Annotated in this window: 18 protein-coding genes and 2 pseudogenes; 2 read left to right on the plus strand and 18 right to left on the minus strand. The window is 66.4% G+C overall.

Features of this window, described 5'->3' with window-relative positions:
* Positions 1–181: pseudogene (locus JS531_RS09805) on the minus strand (sugar ABC transporter permease); the annotation flags it as partial.
* A 321-nt stretch (positions 182–502) separates the two neighbouring features.
* Between JS531_RS09805 and JS531_RS09810 the strand changes: the two are divergent.
* Positions 503–1,492, plus strand: coding sequence for a LacI family DNA-binding transcriptional regulator (locus JS531_RS09810; protein ID WP_214315624.1), 990 nt, complete (start codon positions 503–505; stop codon positions 1,490–1,492).
* Here JS531_RS09810 and JS531_RS09815 read toward each other — a convergent pair.
* The 13 genes and pseudogenes from JS531_RS09815 to JS531_RS11275 form a co-directional block, all read right to left on the minus strand.
* A pseudogene (locus JS531_RS09815) lies at positions 1,482–2,290 on the minus strand (pseudouridine synthase). The gene JS531_RS09810 and the pseudogene JS531_RS09815 overlap by 11 nt on opposite strands.
* Before the next feature lie 30 nt (positions 2,291–2,320).
* On the minus strand, positions 2,321–4,213 hold the full coding sequence (gene glmS, locus JS531_RS09820) for a glutamine--fructose-6-phosphate transaminase (isomerizing) (protein ID WP_214315564.1): 1,893 nt from the start codon (positions 4,211–4,213) through the stop codon (positions 2,321–2,323).
* A gap of 208 nt (positions 4,214–4,421) precedes the next feature.
* Positions 4,422–5,249: an amino acid ABC transporter ATP-binding protein gene (locus tag JS531_RS09825; RefSeq protein ID WP_214315566.1), complete on the minus strand. Its 828-nt coding sequence runs from the start codon at positions 5,247–5,249 to the stop codon at positions 4,422–4,424.
* A 19-nt stretch (positions 5,250–5,268) separates the two neighbouring features.
* On the minus strand, positions 5,269–6,252 hold the full coding sequence (locus JS531_RS09830; protein WP_214315567.1) for an amino acid ABC transporter permease: 984 nt from the start codon (positions 6,250–6,252) through the stop codon (positions 5,269–5,271).
* Positions 6,253–6,395: 143 nt separating this feature from the next.
* The gene (locus tag JS531_RS09835) at positions 6,396–7,334 is read right to left on the minus strand and encodes an ABC transporter substrate-binding protein (RefSeq protein ID WP_214315569.1); all 939 of its coding nucleotides are present in this window, start codon (positions 7,332–7,334) and stop codon (positions 6,396–6,398) included.
* A 183-nt stretch (positions 7,335–7,517) separates the two neighbouring features.
* Complete coding sequence (locus JS531_RS09840) at positions 7,518–8,456, minus strand: ABC transporter substrate-binding protein (protein ID WP_214315571.1); 939 nt, start codon at positions 8,454–8,456, stop codon at positions 7,518–7,520.
* A 218-nt stretch (positions 8,457–8,674) separates the two neighbouring features.
* Positions 8,675–9,625 (minus strand): ABC transporter substrate-binding protein, encoded by a 951-nt coding sequence (locus tag JS531_RS09845; RefSeq protein ID WP_214315572.1) that lies wholly within the window; start codon positions 9,623–9,625, stop codon positions 8,675–8,677.
* 178 nt (positions 9,626–9,803) lie between these two features.
* Positions 9,804–10,289 (minus strand): SsrA-binding protein SmpB, encoded by a 486-nt coding sequence (gene smpB, locus JS531_RS09850; RefSeq protein ID WP_214315574.1) that lies wholly within the window; start codon positions 10,287–10,289, stop codon positions 9,804–9,806.
* Between the two features lie 181 nt (positions 10,290–10,470).
* Complete coding sequence (locus JS531_RS09855; protein WP_240542169.1) at positions 10,471–11,874, minus strand: CHAP domain-containing protein; 1,404 nt, start codon at positions 11,872–11,874, stop codon at positions 10,471–10,473.
* A gap of 158 nt (positions 11,875–12,032) precedes the next feature.
* The gene (gene ftsX, locus JS531_RS09860) at positions 12,033–12,956 is read right to left on the minus strand and encodes a permease-like cell division protein FtsX (RefSeq protein ID WP_214315578.1); all 924 of its coding nucleotides are present in this window, start codon (positions 12,954–12,956) and stop codon (positions 12,033–12,035) included.
* Positions 12,953–14,398, minus strand: coding sequence for a cell division ATP-binding protein FtsE (ftsE, locus tag JS531_RS09865; protein ID WP_214315580.1), 1,446 nt, complete (start codon positions 14,396–14,398; stop codon positions 12,953–12,955). Before ftsE ends, ftsX begins: the two co-directional genes overlap by 4 nt.
* A gap of 141 nt (positions 14,399–14,539) precedes the next feature.
* Positions 14,540–15,685 carry a peptide chain release factor 2 gene (prfB, locus tag JS531_RS09870; RefSeq protein ID WP_214315582.1) on the minus strand — a complete coding sequence of 382 codons (1,146 nt, stop codon included), beginning with the start codon at positions 15,683–15,685 and terminating at the stop codon, positions 14,540–14,542.
* A gap of 181 nt (positions 15,686–15,866) precedes the next feature.
* Complete coding sequence (locus JS531_RS11275; RefSeq protein ID WP_338024114.1) at positions 15,867–16,001, minus strand: hypothetical protein; 135 nt, start codon at positions 15,999–16,001, stop codon at positions 15,867–15,869.
* A gap of 164 nt (positions 16,002–16,165) precedes the next feature.
* Between JS531_RS11275 and dapD the strand changes: the two genes are divergently transcribed.
* On the plus strand, positions 16,166–17,185 hold the full coding sequence (gene dapD / locus JS531_RS09875) for a 2,3,4,5-tetrahydropyridine-2,6-dicarboxylate N-succinyltransferase (protein WP_214315584.1): 1,020 nt from the start codon (positions 16,166–16,168) through the stop codon (positions 17,183–17,185).
* A gap of 337 nt (positions 17,186–17,522) precedes the next feature.
* Here dapD and JS531_RS09880 read toward each other — a convergent pair whose 3' ends face one another.
* The 4 genes from JS531_RS09880 to JS531_RS09895 form a co-directional block, all read right to left on the minus strand.
* A complete protein-coding gene (locus tag JS531_RS09880; RefSeq protein WP_214315586.1) occupies positions 17,523–20,804 on the minus strand; it encodes a UPF0182 family protein in 3,282 nt (1,093 codons plus the stop codon).
* Between the two features lie 89 nt (positions 20,805–20,893).
* On the minus strand, positions 20,894–21,622 hold the full coding sequence (nadD, locus tag JS531_RS09885; protein ID WP_240542165.1) for a nicotinate-nucleotide adenylyltransferase: 729 nt from the start codon (positions 21,620–21,622) through the stop codon (positions 20,894–20,896).
* Between the two features lie 17 nt (positions 21,623–21,639).
* Positions 21,640–22,245, minus strand: coding sequence for a phosphoribosylglycinamide synthetase (locus JS531_RS09890; protein WP_240542170.1), 606 nt, complete (start codon positions 22,243–22,245; stop codon positions 21,640–21,642).
* 122 nt (positions 22,246–22,367) lie between these two features.
* Positions 22,368–23,729, minus strand: coding sequence for a glutamate-5-semialdehyde dehydrogenase (locus JS531_RS09895; RefSeq protein WP_214315588.1), 1,362 nt, complete (start codon positions 23,727–23,729; stop codon positions 22,368–22,370).
* Between the last annotated feature and the right edge of the window lie 38 nt (positions 23,730–23,767).

Raw genomic sequence — 23,767 nt, forward strand, 5'->3', positions numbered from 1 at the left:
TCATCTGCTTCTTGAAGAAACTGATATAGATGGCGTACACGATCGGGATGATGAACACGAACACGAACACCACCGCGAACGGCCACATGAACTTCCAACCACGCCAATCCGCCTTATGCCTATTCTCACGGGCAACGGACGGACTGACGGCCGCTGCCGGTGAGGCCTGCGCTGAAACCATTGCAGCCCCTCTCCTTCGAAGGCTTGGGATGAAGAAACCCTTTCGGCTTTCTCCATCTCCCCTAAAATGTTTGCGTTATCATCATAACATCATTCCGGCACCTGTCCACTCCGGCGATTTCCCATGTTTTCCAACGATGGCATATAATGGTCACGAAAACATCGTTGTTTGGTTCCACGTAATGTCGAACAATGACGCGAACATTACCGTCATTGCCCGGTCACATGCGGCGCAGCCGAACCACCACAACCGTCGACGGCCCCACGCGGATGCCGCCACCTGAGGAGAACGAGAATCATGACACGGACCATCCAGGTTTCCATGCAGGACGTCGCCAAGGAAGCCGGCGTATCGCCGCAGACCGTGTCTCGCGTGGCCAACGGCAGCAGCGCGGTGCGCCCGGACACGCGCCAACGCGTCGAGGCGGCCATGGAACGGCTCGGATACCGGCCGAACTACGCGGCCCGCGCGCTCAAACACGGCAGCTTCCGCAACATCGGCGTCGTCCTGTTCAACATGGTCTCCTACGGCAACACGCGCATCCTCGACGGCGTCCTCAACGCCGCCATCGCCGACGACTACTCCATCACCATGCAGATCATGCCCAAGCACGGCGACCGCACCATCGCCGCCGCGGTCGAACGCATGAAGCAACAGCCGGTCGACGGCGTCATCGTCATCCTCGAGGAGCGCATCTCCGACTTCGCCGGCTACAAGCCGCCCAAGGACCTGCCCGTCGTGCTCGTCACCGAAGGCGCCGCCGACCACTGCCCCACCATCGACGCGGACCAGTACGGCTGCTCCACCGCCATCGTCGACTACCTCATGAGCAAGGGGCACCGCACGGTCTATCACATCGCCGGACCAGCCAGCTCACGCGCGGCCGAAAGCCGCTCGCGCGGATGGAGGGACGCGCTCGAACAGATTGGCGCAACCGTCCCCAGCATCTACGTGGGCGACTGGGGCGCCGACTCCGGCTATCAGGCCGGCATGGCCCTGGCGCATGATCCGAACTGCACCGCCGTCTACGCGGCCAACGACCAGATGGCGTACGGCGCGATCCTCGGCCTCCAGGCAGCCGGCAAACGCGTGCCCGAAGACGTCAGCGTGGTGGGCGTGGACGATTCCCTCGTGGACATGGTGCCGCGGCTCAACCTGACCACCATGCGCATGCGGTTCGACGAGATCGGCTCCACCGCGTTCTCCATGGTGCGTCGCCAATGCGAAGGCGAGACCGTACCCGTCGGCGTGAAGACCGTCATCCCCACCGAATTCGTCGAACGCGGCTCCGTACGCGACCTCAACGACTGAGCGTCACCGTCGTCGCCCTCTCCGTCGTTCCACCCAACGGCACACGGGAGACGAACTCACGCGGCTCGTGACTGACCGGGTCGACGAACGAGAGACGTCTCGCCACCAGTTCCAACGGACGCGAGAAATCGTCGTACGCACGCGGCACGACGCGCGGATAGAAGTCGTCGCCGACGATCGGCAATCCCAACGCGTTCATATGGACGCGCAGCTGATGCGTCTTGCCGGTCCTCGGATGCAGCGTGTAGACTCGCGCGGCCGGCGCGCCGGAAAGCAAGACGGACGGCGACGTCCGACGCATGGCGTCGGAACCCCGCCACTTCCCCAATTCGACGACCGTCTCCGCGTTGACGACGCCCGGCGTCTCATACGCCTGCAATCGCCCACGTTCCTTGACGATGCGTGACCGCCGACGCAACGGGAACACACGCGGCGGCTCCAACGCGTCGACCGTGCCGTATCGCGGCCGCACGACCGGCGCGCACGGCGCAAGGCATTCGTAGGTCTTCTCCGTACGCCGCTCCTGGAACAGCATCTGATACGCCCCGCGCAACGCGGGGTCGCGCACGAACACGACGATGCCGGCGGTGGGCCGGTCCAACCGGTGGGCCGGTCCAACCGGTGCGCCGGTGTGATCGCGTCGTCATGGTACAGCTCGCGCAACCGCATGAGCGCGGTCTCGCGATACCACATGCCGCGGGGCGTGGTGGCCAGGAAATGCGGCTTGTCCACCACGATGATGCCCGAATCCTCATAGACCACGTCCAATTCGAACGGGATATGAGGCTCGGACGTCACGAACCGATGGCCTCCCATCAGCCCCTCACATCACTCCACGGTGACGGACTTGGCGAGGTTGCGCGGCTTGTCCACGTCATAGCCCTTGAGCTTGGCCATGTCCATGGCGAACAGCTGCAGCGGGACCACGTCGACGAGCGGACTCATCAGCGTGGGGCAGGCGGGGCGCCAGAAGACGACGTCCGCGTAGCGTTCCACGTCCTTGTCGCCCTCCTCGGCGACCGCGATGATGAACGCGCCACGCGCCTTGACCTCCTCGATGCCGGACAGCACCTTGGCGTGCAGCACGTTGCGGCCACGTTCCGGCGGCACGATGAACACGACCGGCTCACCCTCGTCGACCAGCGCGATCGGGCCATGCTTGAGCTCGCCGGCGGCGAAGCCCTCGGTGAACGTGTAGGCGATCTCCTTGAGCTTCAGCGCTCCCTCGAGCGCCACCGGATAGCCCACGTGGCGGCCGAGGAACAGGAACGACTGCGCGTTGATCATGCGCTCGGCGGCGTCATGGATCGTCTTGGTCTGCGTGTCGAGCACCCACTGGATCTTGCGCGGCATGTTCTTGAGCGAATCGAGGATGTGGCGGATCTCGTCGCGGAACATCGCGCCCTTGACCTGAGCCAGATACAGGCCGAGCAGGTAGGCGGCGGTGATCTGCGCGACGAACGCCTTGGTCGAGGCGACCGCGACCTCCGGACCGGCGTGCGTGTAGAGCACGGCGTCGGATTCACGCGGGATCGAGGCGCCCTGCGTGTTGCAGATCGCGAGCACCTTCGAACCCTGCTCACGCGCGTGGCGCAGCGCCATCAGCGTGTCCATCGTCTCGCCGGACTGCGAGATCGCGACGACGAGCGTGCGCGGCGTGAGGATCGGGTCACGGTAGCGGAACTCGTGCGCCAGCTCGATCTCGACCGGGATGCGCACCCAATGCTCAATCGCGTACTTGGCGACCATGCCCGCGTACGCGGCGGTGCCGCAGGCGATGACGATGATCTTGTCGATGGCCTTGAAATCGTGTTCGTCGATGCGCACCTCGTCGAGGGCGACGTCGCCGTTCTTGTCGAAGCGGCCGAGCAGCGTGCGCTGCACGGCGGCGGGATCCTCGTGGATCTCCTTGTCCATGAACGAATCCCAGCCGCCCTTCTCCGCGGCGGATGCGTCCCAGTCCACGGTGTAGGTCTTCGGGTTCGCGATGACGTTGCCGTTGAAGTCGGTGACGATGACCTTGTCCGCGGAGACGCACACGGCCTGATCCTGGTCGACCTCCATCGCGCGCTTCGTGTACGCGACGAACGCGGCGACGTCGGAACCGAGGAAGTTCTCGCCGTCGCCGAGCCCGACGACGAGCGGGGAGTCATGACGGGCGCCGACGACGATATCCGGCTGGCGGCAGTCGGTGGCGAGGATCGTGAACGCTCCCTTGAGCATGCGGGCCATGCGGCGCACGGCCTTGAACAGGTCGGGGGCGCCGTCCTCCCTGATGATGGTGTCGACGATCTTGCCGAGCAGCTTAGCGGCGACCTCGGTGTCTGTCGCGGACGCGAAATGGTAGCCTTCGGCCTGCAGGTCGAGACGCAGCTGGGAGGCGTTCTCGATGATGCCGTTGTGGATGATGGCGACCTTGCCGTCCTCGCTGGTGTGCGGGTGGGCGTTCACGTCGCTCGGCACGCCGTTGGTGGCCCAGCGCGTGTGTCCGATGCCGACGGTCGCCAGCGGCATCGGCTTCTTCTCGATGTCCTCGACGAGGTTCGAGAGGCGGCCGGCCTTCTTGCGTACCGCCACATGGTCCATGCCGGGCGCGGTCAGCGCCACGCCGGCCGAATCGTAGCCGCGGTATTCGAGGCGCTTCAGACCCTGGAGACACACCTCCAGCGGCTTGCCGCACGCGGTTTCAACTTGTCCTGCATATCCAACGATTCCACACATGGCTCTCTACCCTACCAACAAAACGTAACGCCCCGCAGCGCTATGCTGCGGGGCGCACGAAACATACCGAATGATTACAAATCCCATTCCGCCTACAGCACGTGCTGCAGACGGAGCCGTCGAACGGGCAGTCCGGTGGACTGCCCGTAGGCGACGCCGAGGCACGGCAGTGCCGAGGAGACATGGCAGCCTTCCTGCGGCGCGTGTCTTACAGCACGTGCTGCAGGAAGTCCTTGAACCTCGGTTCGGTGGGGTGGTCGATGATCTCCGGACCGCCGGCCTCCACGACCACGCCGCCGTCCATGAACACCACCTGGTCGGCCACCTCGCGGGCGAAGCCGATCTCATGGGTGACGACGATCATGGTCATGCCGGCCTTGGCCAGCGACAGCATGACGTTGAGCACCTCGCCGACGAGCTCGGGGTCGAGGGCGGAGGTGGGTTCGTCGAACAGCATGATCTCGGGCTGCATGGCGAGGGCGCGGGCGATGGCGACGCGCTGCTGCTGGCCGCCGGAGAGCTCCGCCGGGTAGTAGTCGAGACGTTCGCCGAGACCCACGCGTTCGAGCTCCTGCTTGGCGAGTTCGCGCGCCTGCGCCTTGTTCATGTGCTTGACGTGGACGGGCGCCTCCATGACGTTCTCGATCGCCGTCATGTGCGGAAACAGGTTGAACCGCTGGAAGACCATGCCGAGCTTGGAGCGCTGGGCGGCGATCTCCTTGTCGTTGAGGGTCTGGAGCATGTCCTGCCCGTTTTTCGTCACATGCTTGTAGCCGATGAGCTCGCCGTCCACCTCGATCGAGCCGCCGGTCAGGGTCTCGAGCTGGTTGATGAGGCGCAGGAACGTGGATTTGCCGGAGCCGGAGGGGCCGAGGATCACGGTCACGGTGCCGGGTTCGACGGTCAGGTCGACGCCCTTGAGCACATGCAGGGAACCGAACGCCTTGTGGACCTGCGTGGCCTTGACGGCCGGGACACCGGACGCCGGACGCGATGCCGGGGCGGGCGCGTTCGCGGGGATGCTGGTCTGTGTCATCGTGTGTCGTCCTTCCTGCTCACGCCGTCAATCCGTTGAATGTGGCGTCGTTGAGCTTGCTCACATCGTCCTTGGGTTCGCCCTCCGTCTTGCCGGGCAGCGGCGGCTGCTTGCCGCGCGAGCCGACCGGACGCGCGTCGAATCCCTTGCCGAAGTGCTTCTCGAGACGGGATTGAATGACCATGAGGATGGAGGTGATGAGCAGGTACCAGATGCAGGCCACGATGAGCAGCGGAATCGGCTTGTAGATGCGGTTCGCGATGGCGTTCGTGGCGAACTGGAGCTCCAGGGTGAACGGCACGGCGAGCACGAGGGACGTGGTCTTGAGCATACCGATGGTCTCGTTGCCGGTGGGCGGGATGATGATGCGCATGGCCTGCGGCAGGACGATGCGGCGCATGATGAGCGTACGGCTCATGCCAAGCGCCTTGGCGGCCTCGGTCTGGCCGGGGTCGACGGCTTCGAGACCGGCGCGCACGATCTCGGAGAGGTAGGCGGCCTCGTTGAGCGCCAGACCGATCCATGCGGCGTTGAACGCGGTGATGACCGTCTCGGAGTCGATGCTCCAGAATTCGATGGACGTGAACGGCACGCCGATGCCGATTTTGGGGATGAGCACGGCGAACAGGCCCCAGAACACGAGCTGCGTGTACACAGGGGTGCCGCGGAAGAACCAGATGAAGAACCAGCTCACGCCGCGCAGCACCGGGTTGATGGATTTGCGCATGATGGCGAGGATGACGGACAGTATGATCGCCACCACCATGGAGATGACGGTGAGCAGCAGCGTGTAGCCGATGCCTTCGATCACGTTCTCGTTGAACAGGTACTTCCATACGGTGGGCCAGTCGAGACGCGGGTTGGTGACGAGCCCCTGGATGAGCATCGCGGCCAGCAGGGCCACAATGACGGCCGCCACGATGGGGCCGGTGCGCTTGACCGGCAGCGCCTTGATGCGGTTCGGGATGTCCAGTCCCTCGCCGTCCGCTTGTTTCTTCGCCATGTTCGGTTCCTTCAATGCTGCATGCCTCGATTGAGGTTGACTAGGATAGCCAGCCTAGTGTACGTGAGGGGCGCCTATGTTACATGCGCGGTTCCGCATGCCGCATGGGCGCCCCTTCATGGAGTGACGTTGGACGGGGAGGCTCAGCCTTCGACGTCCGGGTTGATCTCGGCCTTGTCCAGCGCGCCGGATTCGACGCCCCAGTGCTTGAGGATCTTGCCGTACGTGCCGTCGTCCATGAGCTTCTGCATGGCCTTCTGCACGGCCTCGGCGGTGCCGGTCTCGCCCTTCTTGATGGCCACGGCGTTGGGCACGGAGTCGAAGTCCTCGCCGAGCTGCTCGAGCTCGCCGCCGGTCTGGGCGATGGCGTAGCCGACCACCGGGGAGTCGGCGAAGAACACGTCGGCCTTGCCGGTGACGACGGCGGTGGTGGCGTCGGTCTGCTGCTTGGAGGATTGGACGGTGATGTCCTTCTTGCCGTCCGCCTTGCACTGCTTGGCGGTCTTGGCGATGGCCTCCTCCTCGACGGTGCCGGTCTCGACGGCCACCTTGAGGCCGCACAGGTCGTTCGGGTCGATCTTCTCCGGATTGCCCTTCTTCACCGCGTAGCCCATGCCGGCGGTGAAGTAGGAGACGAAGTCGACGGACTTCATACGCTCGGGCGTGATGGTGAACGCGGCGATGCCGAGGTCGTACTTGGAGCCGATGGACGGGATGATCGTGTCGAAGTTGGAGGAGACGATCTCGGTCTTGAGGCCGAAGATGTTGCCGAGGGCGCGGGCCAGGTCCATGTCGTAGCCGATCTGGGTCTTGCCGTCGGCGTCGAGGAACTCGGCGGGCGCATAGGAGGGGTTGGTGCCGATGGTGAGCTTGCCGTCCTTGGTGACGGATTCCGGCAGCAGCGCGGCGATGGCGGCGTCCTTCTTCACGCCGCTCACATCGTAGCTGGTGATGGTCGCGGCGTCGCCGGAGCCTTCGGCGGAATCGGATCCGTCGCTGGTGCCGCACGCGGCGGCGGCGAACAGCATGGCGGCGCTCAGCGCGGCGGCCGTGATGGTCTTCATTCCCTTGGTGAACGACATGGTCTTCTTCTTCCCGTGATGTTCGGTGATGTGCTCTCTCAGGGCGGGAGGCCATTCACCGCCCGCGGTATTCAATTTTTATACACTAACCTGCATACATATGCAAGCTGGTGGGTGGCGTCGTTCGACCCGCACGCCTTCCGACGCCTTCTGGCGCCGCACGACGCCACACGACGTGCGTCACTACGCGGCCGGATCAATCTCGGCCTTGTCCAACGCGCCGGACTTGACGCCCCACGTGTCCAGGATCTTGCCGTACGTGCCGTCGTCCATGAGTTTCTGCATGGCCTTGCTCACGGCCTCGGCGGTCTTGGCGTCGCCCTTCTTGATGACGATGCCGTACGGGGCCACGCCCACGTCCTCGCCGAGCGCCTCGAGCTCGCCGCCGGTCTGCTTGATCGCGTAGCCGGCCACCGGGGAGTCCGTGTAGATGATGTCCGCCTTGCCCGAGGCCACGGCGGTGGTCACGTCGGTGAGCAGCTTGGACGACTGGACGTCGATCTCGTCCTTGCCCGCGGCCTTGCATTTCGCGTTGGCCTTGTCGAGCTCCGATTCCTGCGTGGTGCCGGTCTGCACGGCGGCCTTGAGCCCGCACAGGTCGTCGGTCGAGATGTTCTTCGGGTTGCCCTTGCGCACCACGTACGTGGAGCCGGCCTTGAAGTAGCTGACGAAGTCGACCGCCTCGAGACGGTCCTTCGTGATGGTGAACGAGCTGATGCCGAGGTCGTACTTGGAGCCGACGGACGGGATGATCGAATCGAACGTGGACGAGATCGTCTGCTCCCTGAGGCCGAACAGCGCGGCCATCGCCTTGGACAGGTCCACGCTGAAGCCGACGGGCGTCTTGCCGTCGGAGGCGAGGAACTCGGCGGGCGGCGTGGACGTGTCGGCGCCCACGGTGAGCACGCCGTCCTTGGTGACGGATTCCGGCAGCAGCGCGGCGATCTCGTCATCCTTCTTGATGGAGCTGGTGTCGAACCCCTGGATGTCGGAGGAGGTCGAACCGGAACCGCCGTCACCCGAGGCGGCGTCGCTCCCATCGGACGTGCCGCACGCGGCAAGCGGCGTCATCAGCGCCACGGCGAGCGCGGCGGCGATGGTTTTCGAGACATGGAACGACATGACGTTTCCTTCCTTCACAATTGCTTGACGAACGACGCGGCGAATCCCGCCGGGACGACGCGGCGATCCCACGAGACGGCGCGGGGCCGGACGTCGACGGCCCCTGCCGCCGCATCCGGCCCTCATCCTAAGGCATCGCCGCATCGGAACCATAGGGACCGCCGTGAAACGTCACGTCATGTCCACGAGACCGGGGCCGGGGACACGGACCGAACCGGTCAGCCCTCCACGTCGGTGGGGTTGATCTCGGCCTTGTCGATGGCGCCGGACTTGACGCCCCAGTGGTCGAGCAGCTTGGTGTACGTGCCGTCGTCCATGAGTTTCTGGATGGCCTTCTGCACGGCCTCGGCGGTGGCGGTGTCCCCCTTCTTGATGGCGACGCCCTGCTTGGCCACACCCACGTCCTCGCCGACGGACTCGAGCTGGTCGCCGGTCTGGCTGATCGCGTAGCCGGCCACCGGGGAGTCGGCGTAGAAGGCCACGGCCTTGCCGGTGACCACGTTCGTGGTCACGTCGGTCTGCAGCTTGTTGGAGAGGACCTCGATCTTCTTGTCGGCCGGGCACTGCTTGTCGGCCGCGTTGACCTCCTCCTCCTGCGTGGTGCCGGTCTGCACCGCGATCTTGAGCCCGCACAGGCTCGAGGGGTCGAACTTGTCCGGATTGCCCTTCTTGGTGACCCACGTGGAGCCGGCCTTGTAGTAGCTGACGAAGTCGACGGCCTCCGCGCGCTCGGGGGTGATGGTGAACGAGCTGATGCCGAGGTCGTACTTGGAGCCGACGGACGGGATGATCGAATCGAACGTGGAGGTGACGTTCTCGGTCTTCAATCCGAAGACCTTGCCGAGCGCCTTGGTGAGGTCGACGTCGTAGCCGACCGGGGTCTTGCCGTCGGCGGCGAGGAACTCGGCGGGCGCGTAGGAGGTGTCGGTGCCGACGGTGAGCACGCCGTCCTTGGTGACGGATTCCGGCAGCAGCGCGGCGATCGCATCGTCCTTCTGGATGCCGGAGACGTCGAAGCTTTCGATCTTGGATGAATCCGACGAGCCGGAGGCCGAACCGCTCGAGGAGCCGTCGGAGGCGTCGGACGTGCCGCATGCCGCGGCGGCGAACACCATGGCCGCGCCCAGCGTGGCGGCGGCGATGGTCTTGATTCCCTTGCTGAATGACATAGGATTTCCTCTCTCGGAATGTCGATCGGGCGGGTATGTTTCCCGACTGATTCCGAAAGCTAGGGTCCCTATGCTACGAAAGCGTAAATCTCACGGATATGGTTCATAACGTGAGACGGCACCGGGTTGCGGAAGAGGCGACGACACCGGCGCGATGCCGGGACGCCGCTGCCCGACGTCAGCGGGCGCCGCCGCGCTTGTTCGCGTAGCGCATGGCGCGCAGGGCCTCGCGCTTGTCCTGCTCCTCGCGCAGGGCCTGACGCTTGTCGAACTCGCGCTTGCCGCGCGCCAGGGCGATCTCCGCCTTGACGCGTCCGTCCTTGAAATAGAGGCTCAGCGGGATGATGGTGTACCCCTTCGCCTCGGACTGGCGGGCCAGTTTGAGGATCTCCCGCTCATGGAGCAGCAGTTTGCGCTTGCGCTTGGGCGCGTGGTTGTTCCACGTGCCGTTGAAGTATTCGGGGATGTTGGCGTTCTCCAGCCAGATCTCGTTGCGCCGGTCGATGGTGATGAACGCCTCGGCGAGCGAGGCGCGTCCCTCCCTCAGGGATTTCACTTCCGTGCCGGTGAGGACGATGCCCGCCTCGTACTTGTCCTCGATGGCGTAGTCGTGACGCGCCTTCTTGTTCTGGACGACCGGTTTCGTCCCCTGTTCCTTCGCCATCGCGGACCTCCTTCCGATGCTGCGGCGTCCGGCCGCGGCATCCTTCGCCCGACCGGCCCGTCTTCGCCCCATAGACGATAGCATGAGGCGCCGCCGGCCGAAACCGTGCGGCGCTTCGATTATGCCGTCCGCGCAGGTCCGTTTGCGGAAGCCGGGCGGAGCGGTGGGAGGCGGATGATGATCAGTAGTGGACGAACTCGTTGTTGTTGGGCCACACCGTCTCCCATGCCGGGAACGTGGCGAAGCCGGTGCCACCCTCGGAGATGAGCAGGCTGCCGTCCGAGTTGACGCGCTCCACCACGGCCACGTGGCCGTACAGGCGGTTGGCGTACCAGGAGGTGACGCGCTGGCCGCGGCGGAACACCATGGCGGCGCCCACATGCGGCGTGGTGTTCACGTAGTAGCCGAGCGCACGGCCCTTGGCACCCCATTCGGCGCCGTTGCCCATGTAGGAGCCGACGGGGAGTTTCAGCTGGGAGCGGCGGATGTACGCCCACAGCGTGCACTGGCGGGAGGGGTAGGCGGAGCCGCCCACCGTGTTGCCCGTGTTGTGGCCGTAGCAGAACTTGGAACCTTCGGGGCAATTGCCGGGCACCGCGTAGTTCATACCGCTCGCACCGGAGGAGCCGGAGGAGGAACCGCTGTTCGACGAGGAACCGCTGTTCGACGACGAGCCGGAGGAGGACGAGCCGCCGCTGGACGGGCGGGAGGAGCTTCCGGACGAGGATCCGCCGGACGAGCCGCCGGTCTGCTGGCTGGCGCTGCCGGAGGAGATGTTGCCGCTGCTGCCGGTGTTCTGGGCGGCGAGCTGGGATTCGATGGACAGGATGTCGGCGGCCTCCTTGGCCGCCTGCGTGGTCAGGCTGCTCTTCTGCTTCTCCAGTTCCTCACGGGCGGAGGAGACCTGGCTCTGCAGCGTCTCCAGGGAGCTCTGCTTGGCGGCGGCGTCCTCGGAGGCCTTCTTGGCGCTGGCTGCCTGTTCGTCGGCCTGGTTCTTGAGCTTGGTGATCTGGTCCTCGATGGCGGCGAGACGCTCCTTGCGGTTCATCGAGGTGTTGAGCGTGGTGGCCGCGCTGTTGGCCGCGTTCGCGGCGGAGCGCGTGGCGGCGGCGTCGGACTGCATCTGCGCCACGAAATCGTCGGTGGTCGTGGCGTTGGTCACCACCTCCATCACCGTGGAGGCGTCGGAGCCGTGGAAGCTGTTGCGGGCCATCTCGGCCACGGAATCCTTGGCGTCGTCGTATTCGGCGCCGGTCTGCTTGATCTTCTCCTCCAGATCGGCCTTGTCCTTCTTGGCCGCCTCGAGACGCTCGTTGGTGGCGTCGGCGAGGTCCTGCGCCTGCTGCGCCGTCTCTTGGGCCTTGCTCGCGGCCTCCTTGGCGGCGGGGATCTGGTCGTTGGTGAGGCTGTCCAGCTGGATGATCTTGTTGGCGAGGTCCTGGTTCACGCCGGCCAGCTGCGCCTTGAGGTTCTTGTGGTTCGCCACCTTCTGCTGGTACTCGGAGTATGAGACCGCCTTCGCCTGCGGGACGGGCATGACGGTGAGCGCCATTCCTCCCGCCAGCGTCATCGCGGCGGACAGCATGAGACCGATGCCTGCATCGACGTATTTCGAACGGTTCACCACTTGTAATCGTCCTTCCTTCATGTCACGTGAGTGCCATTGTAACGGAGGTTCCTGAAACGTCCAGCGGGATTCCTCCCGGGGCTTCACCGGCGGCCCCTTCCGGCAGCCGTCCGGGCTCAGGCCTTGAGGTAGCGTCGCAGCGAGATGGCGGAGGCCACCACGGACAGCAGGATGGCGCCGGCCACGAGCGCCGGGGCGAACAGCCATACCGTGGACTGCGTGACGAACGGCATCCAGCTGACCGACTGGGCCAGCCAGTCGGTGATGAACACCTGCACGATGCCGGCGAGCGTGCCGCAGGCGAGCAGGGAGCCGATGCCGGAGGCCACCACGCCCTCGAGGATGAACGGGAGGCGGATGGTCCAGTTGGAGGCGCCCACGAGACGCATGATCTCCGTCTCGTTCTTGCGGGACGCCGCGGACATGCGGATGGTGGTGCCGGTGAGCAGGATGGCCACCACCACCATCACGGCGGCGAACACCACGGTGACGGCCGTGGCGCGGTTGAGCACGGCGAAGACCGGGTCGAAGATCTGCTTCTGGTCGACGACCTCCTCCACGCCGGTCTTGCCGGACAGCACTTCGGAGACCATCTTGTACTTGGTGGGGTCCTTGAGCTTGAGCTGGAGCGAATCCTGCATGTCGGCGGCGGTGAGGGTGCGCCCCTGGTAGTTGCCGTCCGGATACTGCTTGAGGAACGTGTTCTTGTAGAAGTCCTCACGGCTCACGTAGGTGATCTTGGAGACGTTGTCGGTGAGCTCGTCCTGGATGAACTCCTCGAGGTCCACGACCTCCTGCTGCGTGGGCGCCTTGCCGGAGGCGCAGGTGGCGGCCTGGCTGGTGCCGTCCGGGCAGAGCCATACCACCACTTCGATCTTGTCGTACCATTCGCCCTTGGCCCGGGTGACCTGGGCCTGCAGCAGTGCGGACGCCCCGATGAACACGAAGGAGATGAACGTGACGAGCATGACCGAGATGATCATCGGCACGTTGCGTTTGAGGCTCGTCCAGGTTTCGGAAAGGATGAATCGCGCCCTCATCGGGTCTCCCCCTTGTTCTGCATGGTGTCCGTGTGCTGTCCTCCGTCGACCCCGACGCGGGCGCCGGCCGCGAACGACGGCGGCGCGGGCGGCGTCAGCAGCCCTTCGCCGGCGTGCTTCGCCGTATCGTCCGTGTTCTTCTCCTGCGACGTCGACGATGCGGGGGATGCCGGAGGCGCGGGCGGCTCCTGGGAACGGCGTTCCCGTACGGCTTCGTCATGCGTGTCCCGGGCGGGCTCGTCCCGATCGGCGTCGTCACGGCCGTCGGTCCCGGCGGCGTCCTGGTCCGCGGGCGCGACGCTTTCCGACCGTCCGTCGGTTCCGGCCGCGTCGGCACCGGTACGGGGAGACGCCGACTGGTCCGTGTCTCCCGTTCCTTCGGAGGCGTCCGCCGCGGAGGTCTCCTTTCCGGCCGTCTGCAGCTCCGCCTGCTCCTTGGCCTTGGCGAGCTCCTCGAGGTTGAGGCCCCTGCCCCAGGTGAGCGTGGTCTCGACGGGAGCGAACGCCTCGCCGTAGCGTCCCGTGCGTCCCGAATGCACGGATTGGGCGAGACGGGCGATGCCCTCGTCGCCGTCGATGCCCATGGCGGTGTGGGCGTCCATCAGTCCGGACGCCGCGGCGCCCGCCTCGATGGCGGCGGCCGCGTCGACCTCGCCTTCGCCGTCGCCGCCGGCGGCCTGCGGGCGGAACCGGGCGTCCGTCCCCAACGCCTGATGGGCCTTGGATTCGACGGCGGCGTCCGGGAAGAACACGGCGGAATCGTAGGAGCCGTGCTCCTCGTCGCGCACGATCCTTCCGGTGTGGAGCTCCACCACACGCTTGCGCATGGAGTTGACGATCTCCTCGTTGTGCGTGGCCATCACGATGGTGGTGCCGGTGCGGTTGATGGCGTCCAGCACCTCCATGATGCCGAGCGAGGTGGTGGGGTCGAGGTTGCCGGTGGGCTCGTCGGCCAGCAGGATCTGCGGATGGTTCACGTAGGCGCGGGCGATGGCCACACGCTGCTGCTCGCCGCCGGACAGCTCATGCGGGTAGTTGTGCTCCTTGCCGGTGAGTCCCACGGTCTGCAGCACCTTCGGCACCAGGGATTTGATGGTGGAACGCCGCGTACCGATGACCTCGAGGGCGAACGCCACGTTCTGCCACACGGTCTTGTTGTTGAGCAGCTTGTAGTCCTGGAACACGAATCCGATGGAGCGGCGGTACTGCGGCACCTGACGATTGGAGATGCGCCTCAGATCGTTGCCCGCCACGCGGATCTCGCCGCCGGTGGCCTCCTCCTCGCGCAGCAGCAGGCTCAGCAGCGTGGTCTTGCCGGAGCCCGACGCCCCCACGAGGAACACGAAGTCACCGCGTTCGATGTCGAGGTTGACATCGTCCAACGCGGGACGCGTGCCCTTCGGATAGACCTTGCTGACGTGCGATAGTGAGATGAGCGCCATGTTGCCCCTTCCTGGTTCTCGCCCTTCACATTCCTGCGGGATGCATCATGCGGCCCGAGGCCGCGGGGCCGGCCCCGCTCCCCCGTCCGTTCGATCCGGGATGAGGAGGGGCCGGCCGTCATACGCGTCGACCGCCGCGCGTTACGCGGCCTGGGCCGCCTGCTCGGCCTCCAGCTGCGCCGCACGACGTTCCTCGTGGCGCCAGCGGATGCCCGCCTGGATGAAGCCGTCGAGGTCGCCGTCGAACACGGCCTGGGTCTGCGAGGTCTCGTAGCCGGTGCGCAGATCCTTGACCATCTGGTACGGATGCAGCACGTAGGAGCGCATCTGATCGCCCCAGCTGGCCTTGATGTCGCCGGCGAGCTCCTTCTTCTTCTTGGCCTCCTCCTCGTGGCGCAGCACGAGCAGTCGGGACTGGAGCACGGCCATGGCGGCGGCACGGTTCTGGATCTGCGAGCGCTCGTCCTGCATCGTCACGACCAAGCCGGTGGGAAGGTGGGTGATGCGCACGGCCGAGTAGGTCGTGTTCACGCCCTGGCCGCCGGGGCCGGAGGAGCAGTACGTGTCGACGCGGATGTCCGTGTCCGGGATATCGATGTGGTCGGTCGCCTCGACGAGCGGCACGACCTCGACGGCCGCGAAGCTCGTCTGGCGGCGGCCCTGGTTGTCGAACGGGGAGATGCGCACGAGGCGGTGCGTGCCGCCCTCGACGCTCAGGCGGCCGTACGCGTACGGGGCGTCCACCTGGAAGGTGGCGGACTTGATGCCCGCCTCCTCCGCGTAGGAGGTGTCCATGACCTTCGCCTTGAAGCCCATGCGCTCGCAGTAGCGCAGGTACATGCGCAGCAGCATCTGCGCGAAGTCGGCCGCGTCGACGCCGCCCGCGCCGGAGCGGATGGTGACGACCGCGGAGCGCTCGTCGTATTCGCCGTCGAGCAGCGTCTGGATCTCCATGGCGTCGAGGTCCTCGCCGATCTTGCCGAGCTCCGCCTGCGCCTCGTCAAGGGAGTCCTGGTCCTCCTCCTCGCGTCCGAGCTCGATGAGGGTCTCCACGTCGTCGATGCGCGTGCCGGCGGAGGTGAGGCGCTTGAGCTGCGATTCGGCGGCCGAAAGACGGCTCGTCACCTTCTGCGCGTTCTCGGGGTCGTCCCACAGGCCGGGAGCGGCCGCCTGCTGCTCCAGCTCCTTGATGTCCGCCTTCATGCGGTCGACGTCCAGCGCCTTGGCGATGGAGTCATACTTGGCGCGCACGTCGGAGAGCGCCTGGGAATAATCGAATTCTGCCATCGTTCACTACCTTACGTTGTTTCCTATGAACTGCCTTGGAATGGATGTCCCGCCGAGCTTCCCGCAGGACCGTGCGTCCGCGCACCATCGCCGCGTTCCGTGGTCCCTCCCTCCCGCACGGCCGCGAACCTGCCGGGGATGGCGAAGGGAACGTCACGCGTGGGATGCGCGTGACGATGCGTCAAAGCCCCGCGTAGATGGCGGGGACGACCAGGGAGAGCAGCATGGCGGCGGCGATGACGATGCACACCGCGCGCACCATGGTGCGGCGGCGGCGCTCGCGCTGCCCGCGTTCATCCTGCCTGAAGTCACTCACGATGCGTGATTGTAACGTACCGCTTGGTCATATGACGCCCACCGCGTAACGACGCGTCGCCCGCCGGGCGCGGGGACGTGGGCGGATGCAGGCGTCATCCCTCCCCAGGCGTTACAGTGGGCGGTGTCATATCGTTTGTCCGCCTGATGTAAGGAGCATCGCAGATGACTGAAGAACGCACCGCGTACGGCTGGGGCCTGGCGAGCATCGACGCCGCCGGCAACACCCTCGACGTGTGGTATCCGAGCCTGACCGTGGGCGCCGCACCGGCCGACGCCGACCGCCCGAACCATGATTTCGGCGTGCTCGCGCACGACGAGGCCGATGCGCGCGGCGTGCGCCGCGTGCCGGTGTTCACCGTGACCGGTCTTGACGACCCGATCGAAAGCGCCGAGGACGCGTACCTGAAGCTGCACCTGCTGAGCATGCGTCTGGCCAAACCGAACACGCTGAACCTGGACGGCATCTTCGCGGCGCTCTCCAACGTGGTGTGGACCAATTACGGTCCGTTCGCCGTGGAGGACTTCGGTCTGCGCAAGGCCGACGTCGAGGCGGCGGCCACCGCCGCGGCGCAGTCGTTCGCCGCGAACGCCGGACTTCCGGCCGTCGCCCCGGCCACGACGGTGAACGTGTTCGGCGTGGACAAGTTCCCGCGCATGATCGACTACGTCGTCCCCACCGGCGTGCGCATCGGCGACGCCGACCGCGTCCGTCTCGGCGCCCACCTGTCCGAGGGCACCACCGTGATGCACGCCGGCTTCGTGAACTTCAACGCCGGCACCCTCGGCGTCTCGATGGTGGAGGGCCGCGTCTCGCAGGGCGTGGTGGTCGGGAACGGCTCCGACATCGGCGGCGGCGCCTCGATCATGGGCACGCTCTCCGGCGGCGGAAAGCTCAGGAACTCGATCGGCGAGCACTCGCTGCTCGGCGCGAACGCCGGCATCGGCATCTCCCTGGGCGACAACTGCGTGGTGGAGGCGGGACTGTATGTCACCGCCGGCACGAAGGTCACGGTCTGGGACAAGGCCAAGGCCGCCGCGGGCGAACCGCTCGAGGTCGTCAAGGGTGCGGATCTGTCCGGCAAGGACAACATCCTGTTCATCCGCAACTCGGTGAACGGCCGCATCGAGGCCCGCTACCGCAAGACCGGCATCGAGCTCAACGAGAAGCTGCATAAGAACTGACCCGCGTCCCGGACCTTCTCTCGGGGCCAGCGTCCCGGTGCCTTACGGTGAGGAATCAGTGATTCACCTCAAGCGGCCGATTGTCGCGACGACACACCATCGTCCGCGGGAATCGGCCGCTTACGCGACTCAGGAGGCCGGGAATCGCGGCAATCGCAACCATACCGCGGCATTCGGCCGCCTACGCGACGCCAACGGCCGATTGTCGCGATGACCGGTATGTCAACGCGGCATTCGGCCGCTCACATAACGCAGGAGGCCGATTGTCGTGGGAGCCGGAAGGTTCCCGCGGCAATCGGCCTCAAATCATGCCGGCACGGCTGCCGGCGACGACGCCTTACTGCTCGAGTTCGACGGCCTTGTCCAGCGCCTCCTCGAGACGCTGCTGCGCCTCGCCGTACGCCGTCCAATCGCCCTTCTTCAGCGCGTCCTGACCGTCCTTCATCGCCTGCGAAGCGTCGGCAAGCGCCTGCTTCAGCTCAGCGGACGACGCACCGGACGAACCCGATCCGCCGGACGCATCGGTCCCCTCCCCGGACGAGGACGAACCGGAACCGGACGTCGAACCGTCGCCCGTCGCCGAACCCTCATTCGAACCGGACGAATCGGACGAACCAGACGAACCCGAACCGGACGCATTGCCGGCGTCGCCGGCCGAGGCGCCGGAATCACCGCCGAACACCTGGTCGAGCGCCTCGTCAAGCGTGTCGGCGAACCCGACCTGGTCGCCGAACGCCACGAGCACCTTCTTCAGCAGCGGGAACGACGTGGTGCCGGACGACTTGACGTACACCGGCTGCACGTACACGAGACCGCCGCCCAACGGCAGGGTGAGCAGGTTGCCGCGCACCACGTTCGTGGAGCCGGACTGCAGCAGGTTCAGCTCCTTGGACACGTCGGCGTCCGCGTTGAAGTTGTTCTGCGCCTGGCCGGGACCGGGCACGTTGGAGTCCTTCGGCAGCTCCTGCAATCGCAGCGTGCCGTAGTTCGGACCGATCACGCCCTTCTCGTCGCCCGCGTCGGAGTCCACGGAGAGGAATCCGGTGAGGATCTCGCGCGTGGACGTGCCGGCGGGGATGTACGAGGAGGTCAGCGAGAACACCGGCTCCTTGGTGCCGCCGGTCTGCAGCGTCAGATAGTAGGGCGGTTGGAGGATGTCCTGTGCCTGGGCCTGCTGGGATTCGGTGGGGTCGACCGGCGTCTGCCAGAAGTCCTCGCCCGAATAGTACTGGCTGGCGGAGGTCACATGGTACTTGGCGAGGAGCTCGCGCTGCACCTTGAACAGGTTCTCCGGGTAGCGCATGTGGCTCATCAGGTCGCCGCTGATCTCGCTCAGCTGATGGTACTGGCCGGGGAACACGCTCTCCCACGCCTTGATGACCGGGTCGTCCTTGTCCCACACGTACAGGTCCACGGAGCCGTCGTACGCATCCACGGTGGCCTTGACGGAGTTGCGGATGTAGTTGGCCTGCTGGGAGCCGAGACCGCTCACCGTGGAGGACGAGACGGTGGTGGAGTCGCGCGTGGCGTCGCCCAGGTCGGTCATCTGCGAGTACGGGTAGGCGTCGGACGTGGTATAGCCGTCGACGATCCACTTGACGCGCCCGTCCACCACGGCCGGGTAGACGCGGCCGTCGAGCGTGAGGTACGGCGCGACCTTGGCGACGCGTTCGCGCGGGGACCTGTCGTAGAGGATCTGCGAGGCGCTGGTGACGCGGTCGGAGAACAGGATCTGGTCGGAGCCGAAGCGGATCGCGTACAGCAGGCGGGAGAACAGGTTGCCGACGGACGGTCCGCCGTCGCCGTTGAACGTGTTCGTAGCGCCCTTGGAGCCGGTCGGGTAGTCGAACTCCCATGCGGCGGTGCCCTTGGGCGCGCCGACGATCGAGTATTCGCTCATGTTGGGCGAGAAGTAGATGCGCGGCTCGTACTTCTGGCTTTCGGTGAGCTTGCCTTGGGTGGGGATGCCGGATTCGAAGAAGCGCGGCTGGCCGTCGGAGGTCACCTGGTTGCCGTAGGCGGCGACGACACCGTAGCCGTGCGTGTACACGGTGTGGTCGTTGACCCAGTTGCGGTTGTCGTTGCCGTCGAGGTCGAGCTCGCGCGCGGCGATGACCGTGTCCTGGCTCTTGCCGTCGATCTCGTACTTGTCCACGGCGAGCGTGTCCGCGAACGTGTAGTACTGCTTGGACTGCTGGAGCTGCTTGAACGTCGGGGAGACGACCTGCGGGTCGAGCAGTCGGATCTGCGCGGTGGTCTCGCCTTCGGCGCTCAACGCCCCGGACTCGCCCTTGGTGGTGGCCTTGTAGTTCTCGGTCTTGAGCTTGTCGAGGCCGTAGGCGGCGCGCGTGGCGTCGATGTTGCGCTGGATGTACGTGGATTCCATCTCCTGCGCGTTCGGGTTCACACGGAAGCGCTGCAGGAGTGCCGGCCAGACGACGGTGAGGACCATGGAGACGACGACCACGACGGCGATGGCCGCGATGGGCGTGCGCCACGCCTTGAGCGCCGCGGAGGCGCGCACGCCGATGGGCGCGCTGCCCTCGAGCGCGTGCGAACGCATGAGCCAGACGGCGAGCACCACGCCGAGGATGGCGACGAGCGCCGCCATGACGAACGTGACCGGGATGGTGGCGTTCACCGTGGTGTAGGTGGCGCCGGTGATACGCGAGCCCTGCTGGGTGAGGTGGGCGAAGACGCCGAGGACCATCTGCGCGGACAGGCCGAACAGGTTGAGCATGAGCCAGATGGCGGTCTGGCGGCGGGCGCGCCTGGTGATGGCGAACAGGCCGCGGCCGTTGACCGGCATGGTCAGGCGGATGCCGCCCATGAGCACGTTGGTGACGACGGAGAAGACGATGCCGACGAGCAGCAGCATCGAGACGGCCGACATGACGAGCCGCAGACCCGGCAGGACGAACACGTAGAAGCCGTTGTCGATGCCGAACTGCGGATCCTTCACGCCGAAGCTCTGGGCGTGGAACAGGAGGAGCACGTCGGCCCAGTTCGCGTTGAACTGCGCGCCGAAGACCGCGCCGACCACGGCGGAGACGGCCACGGCGATGCGCCGTGCAGTCTTCGAACTGACCGTGCGGCCGACCTCCACCACGTCGCCGTCGACGCGCACGCGCGAACCGTCGGCGGCATCGGGGCGGGCGCGGATGGCCAGCCATGCGGATACGAAGCCGACGACGGCCATGAGCAGCGCGTACGCGACCCACAGCCCCACCTTCACGCCCAGCTGCGTCCAGACGACGGACTGGAATCCAAGCTGGCCGTACCACATGAGGTCGGTGAGGAACTGCGTGAGGCCCACGAACAGGCCGGCGAGGATGGCGAGCGCCGCCACCACGCCGATGAGGATCTTCGTGCCGCGTCCCGGCGCGCCGGGGCGGAAGCCCGGTCCGCTTGGACGGGAGCCTTTGCGCGTGATGCGGGGGAAGTACGGGTTCCCGGCGCGTCCGTTCGTGCCGGAACGGGAGCCGGAACGGGAGGCGTCGTCGTCCTCCACGTCGATGACGATGTCGTCGTCCGGGCCTTCATCGTCGCGGCGGGCGCCGCGCGGGCCGCGGGGGTTGGATCCGGGGTCGAACATGCCGAGGAAATCTGAGAATGACATGATTCCACCCTACAGACAACCCGGGAATGCCCTCGGACGCGTTCGCCCGCGGCCGAGCGGCGGAATCGGACGGAGACGGACGGAACCGGCTACCGGTACAGCCCGTGCTTGCCGATGTACTGGACCACGCCGTCGGGCACGAGATACCAGACCGGTTCGTCGTGGCGTGCGCGGCGGCGGACGTCGGTGGAGCTGATCGCCAACGCGGGGATCTCGAGCGTGTCCACCTTGCCTTCGGGGAGCCTGACCCCTTCGGGCGAGGAGTAGCCGGGGCGTGTGACGGCCACGAAGTGCGCGAGCTCCCACATGAGGTCCGCGTCCTTCCATTGCATGATCTCCGCGACGGCGTCGGCGCCGGTGATGAAGAACAGTTCGGCGTCCGGATGCTGGGCGCGGATGTCGCGCAGCGTGTCGATGGTGTAGGTCACGCCGGGACGGTCGATGTCGACGCGGCTCACGGTGAACTTCGGGTTGGACGCGGTGGCGATGACCGTCATGAGGTAGCGGTCCTCGGCGTTGGTGACGTGCTTGTCGAGCTTGAACACGGGCCGGCCCGTGGGGACGAAGATCACCTCGTCGAGGTCGTACACCCATGCCACTTCGGAGGCAGCGACCAGGTGGCCGTTGTGGATGGGGTCGAACGTGCCGCCCATGATGCCGATGCGCGGGGTGGCGTGGAGGTTGCCCCGCGCGGAGCGGCGCACCGCCGAACGTGCGCCTTCGGAGGGGGCCGACGCGCCCGCTCCCCCGGCGCCGGGCACGCCCACGTTGGCCGCGTTGGCGCCGGCGAGCACCGAGTCGGCGGACAGGTCGGACATACGGCGTTCGTCGGCGTTCACGCGCGATCACCCGCCGTCGGCTTCGTGTCCGGGCGTTCCGAGGCCGCGACGGCGTCGTCGGGACGCTCACCGCGGGCGGCCTGCCCGTCCTCCTGTTCGGTCTCCCGTTCGATCTGCGCGGCCGTCGGATCGTCGTCCTTCGGGTCGATCTTGCCCATGTCCTCGTCCCATTCGTCCTGCACCACGCGGCGGATCTCGGCGAACGTGGGCAGCGGGAAGTCCGGCTGGTACATGCGGCGCACCTCGGCCACGCGCTCGGTGACGCGGATGAGCGTGTCGGTCATGCCGTCCACGTCGCCTTCGCGTTCGAGCGTGGAGAAGCGGCGGATGTAGTCCTCCATGAGCTCCATGTGGTAGCGCACGGACTTGAGCTGCGTCTCGTCCAGATCCACCACGTCGGGCGCGTCCTCCTCGGGCCAGCCGATGAGCACGGCGTCCGCGTATTCGAGGGATGCGCGCTGGGATGCGGAGGCGATGCCGTCCTCGATCTGCACGAGAAACACGTAACGCACGATGCTCAGGCGCTCGGCGGCGATCTTGAGTCCGCAGCGCGGATCGTCGAGGTCGAGGTCGGTGCGCAGCTCGGTGATGGGCACGCTCATGCCGTCGTCCGGGGCGGGGACGTCGGTCTGCGGACCCTGCACGCCGTCCGAGGTCGCGTCGGTCGTATCCGTCACACCCGTCATGTTCTCGTTCATGTCCGTCCCTTCGTCCGTTCCTTCGCTCATGCGCGCACCTGTCCCATGCCGTAGCCGATCCATTTCGTGGTGGTCATCTCCCGCAGTCCCATGGGGCCGCGTGCATGCATCTTCTGCGTGGAGATGCCGAGTTCGGCGCCGAAGCCGAAGACGCCTCCGTCGGTGAAACGCGTGGACGCGTTGACCATGACCACGGCGGAGTCGATGCGGGAGGTGAACTCCTCGATGGCCGTGTAGTCCTCGGAGACGATGGATTCGGTGTGTCCGGTGGAGTGTTCGTTGATGTGGTCGATGGCCTCGTCGAGCGAGTCGACGACCTTGACGCCGATCTCGAGCGCCAGGTATTCGGTGTCCCAGTCCTCGTCCCTGGCGATGCAGAGCAGCCCCTCAGGTTGCGCATCGGTGCGGACCTGTTCGGGGAACGCCTTCCCGAGGGTCTCGTACGCGCGGATGTCGGCGTGGATGACCACGCCGTGCGCGAACAGCGCGGCGGCGGCCTTCGGCAGGAATTCGTCGGCGACGTCGGCGTGCACGATGAGCTTCTCGGCGGCGTTGCACACGCCGACCCGCTGCGTCTTGGCGTTGATGAGGATGGGCAGGGCCTTGTCCTGATCGGCGGAGGCGTCCACGTAGATGTGCACGTTGCCGGCTCCGGTCTCGATGACCGGGACCTTCGAGTTCTCGACGACCGCCTGGATGAGTCCCCTGCCACCTCGCGGCACGAGCAGGTCGATGTAGCCGCGCGCCTCCATCATCGCGGTGGCGCCTTCACGGCCGAATTCGTCGACGGAGGCGACCAGCCCCGGCCTGAAGCCACGCTCCTCCAGCACGTCGCCGATGACGGCGAGCGTGGCCGCGTTGGTGCGTTCGGCGGCGTGGCCGCCGCGCAGGATGGCGGCGTTGCCGGATTTGATGCACAGGGAGGCGACGTCGACGGTGACGTTCGGCCGGGCCTCGTAGATCATGCCGATGACGCCGATCGGCACGCGCGTCTGGTTGAGGCGCAGGCCGTTGGGCAGGGTGTAGCCGCGTACGATCTCGCCGACCGGGTCGGGCAGGGTGGCGACGTGCCGCACGCCTTCGGCGGCGGCCTTGACACGCGGCTCGTCGAAGCGGAGGCGGTCGAGCTTGCCTTCGTCCATGCCCGCCTCGCGCGATGCGGCCATGTCGAGGGCGTTGGCGGCGGCGATCTCCCCGGCGCGCGCGTCGAGCGCGTCGGCGATGGCGTTCAGCAGCGCGTTCTTGGCGTCGGCGTGCGTCCGCGCCAGCTTCTTCTGGGCCCTGGCGGCATGCAGGGCACGCATGCACACCTGGTTGTGCACCTTCAACGACACCGATGTCACCATGGATTCCTCCTGTTCGTCATAGACCCCAACTGTAGCGTACATCGAGGCCAGATACATGTACCGGAATACGGAAGCAGGCT

Source organism: Bifidobacterium sp. CP2 (genome assembly GCF_018555635.1).
GTDB classification, from domain to species: Bacteria; Actinomycetota; Actinomycetes; order Actinomycetales; family Bifidobacteriaceae; genus Bifidobacterium; species Bifidobacterium saguinibicoloris.

Excerpts from the sequence above, each read along its gene's own strand:
- JS531_RS09810 (WP_214315624.1), top strand. The coding sequence starts at position 503 with ATGCAGGACGTCGCCAAGGAAGCCGGCGTATCGCCGCAGACCGTGTCT.
- glmS (WP_214315564.1), bottom strand. The coding sequence starts at position 4,213 with ATGTGTGGAATCGTTGGATATGCAGGACAAGTTGAAACCGCGTGCGGC.
- JS531_RS09825 (WP_214315566.1), bottom strand. The coding sequence starts at position 5,249 with ATGACACAGACCAGCATCCCCGCGAACGCGCCCGCCCCGGCATCGCGT.
- JS531_RS09830 (WP_214315567.1), bottom strand. The coding sequence starts at position 6,252 with ATGGCGAAGAAACAAGCGGACGGCGAGGGACTGGACATCCCGAACCGC.
- JS531_RS09835 (WP_214315569.1), bottom strand. The coding sequence starts at position 7,334 with ATGTCGTTCACCAAGGGAATGAAGACCATCACGGCCGCCGCGCTGAGC.
- JS531_RS09840 (WP_214315571.1), bottom strand. The coding sequence starts at position 8,456 with ATGTCGTTCCATGTCTCGAAAACCATCGCCGCCGCGCTCGCCGTGGCG.
- JS531_RS09845 (WP_214315572.1), bottom strand. The coding sequence starts at position 9,625 with ATGTCATTCAGCAAGGGAATCAAGACCATCGCCGCCGCCACGCTGGGC.
- smpB (WP_214315574.1), bottom strand. The coding sequence starts at position 10,289 with ATGGCGAAGGAACAGGGGACGAAACCGGTCGTCCAGAACAAGAAGGCG.
- JS531_RS09855 (WP_240542169.1), bottom strand. The coding sequence starts at position 11,874 with ATGCTGTCCGCCGCGATGACGCTGGCGGGAGGAATGGCGCTCACCGTC.
- ftsX (WP_214315578.1), bottom strand. The coding sequence starts at position 12,956 with ATGAGGGCGCGATTCATCCTTTCCGAAACCTGGACGAGCCTCAAACGC.
- ftsE (WP_214315580.1), bottom strand. The coding sequence starts at position 14,398 with ATGGCGCTCATCTCACTATCGCACGTCAGCAAGGTCTATCCGAAGGGC.
- prfB (WP_214315582.1), bottom strand. The coding sequence starts at position 15,685 with ATGGCAGAATTCGATTATTCCCAGGCGCTCTCCGACGTGCGCGCCAAG.
- dapD (WP_214315584.1), top strand. The coding sequence starts at position 16,166 with ATGACTGAAGAACGCACCGCGTACGGCTGGGGCCTGGCGAGCATCGAC.
- JS531_RS09880 (WP_214315586.1), bottom strand. The coding sequence starts at position 20,804 with ATGTCATTCTCAGATTTCCTCGGCATGTTCGACCCCGGATCCAACCCC.
- nadD (WP_240542165.1), bottom strand. The coding sequence starts at position 21,622 with ATGTCCGACCTGTCCGCCGACTCGGTGCTCGCCGGCGCCAACGCGGCC.
- JS531_RS09890 (WP_240542170.1), bottom strand. The coding sequence starts at position 22,245 with ATGAGCGTGCCCATCACCGAGCTGCGCACCGACCTCGACCTCGACGAT.
- JS531_RS09895 (WP_214315588.1), bottom strand. The coding sequence starts at position 23,729 with ATGTACGCTACAGTTGGGGTCTATGACGAACAGGAGGAATCCATGGTG.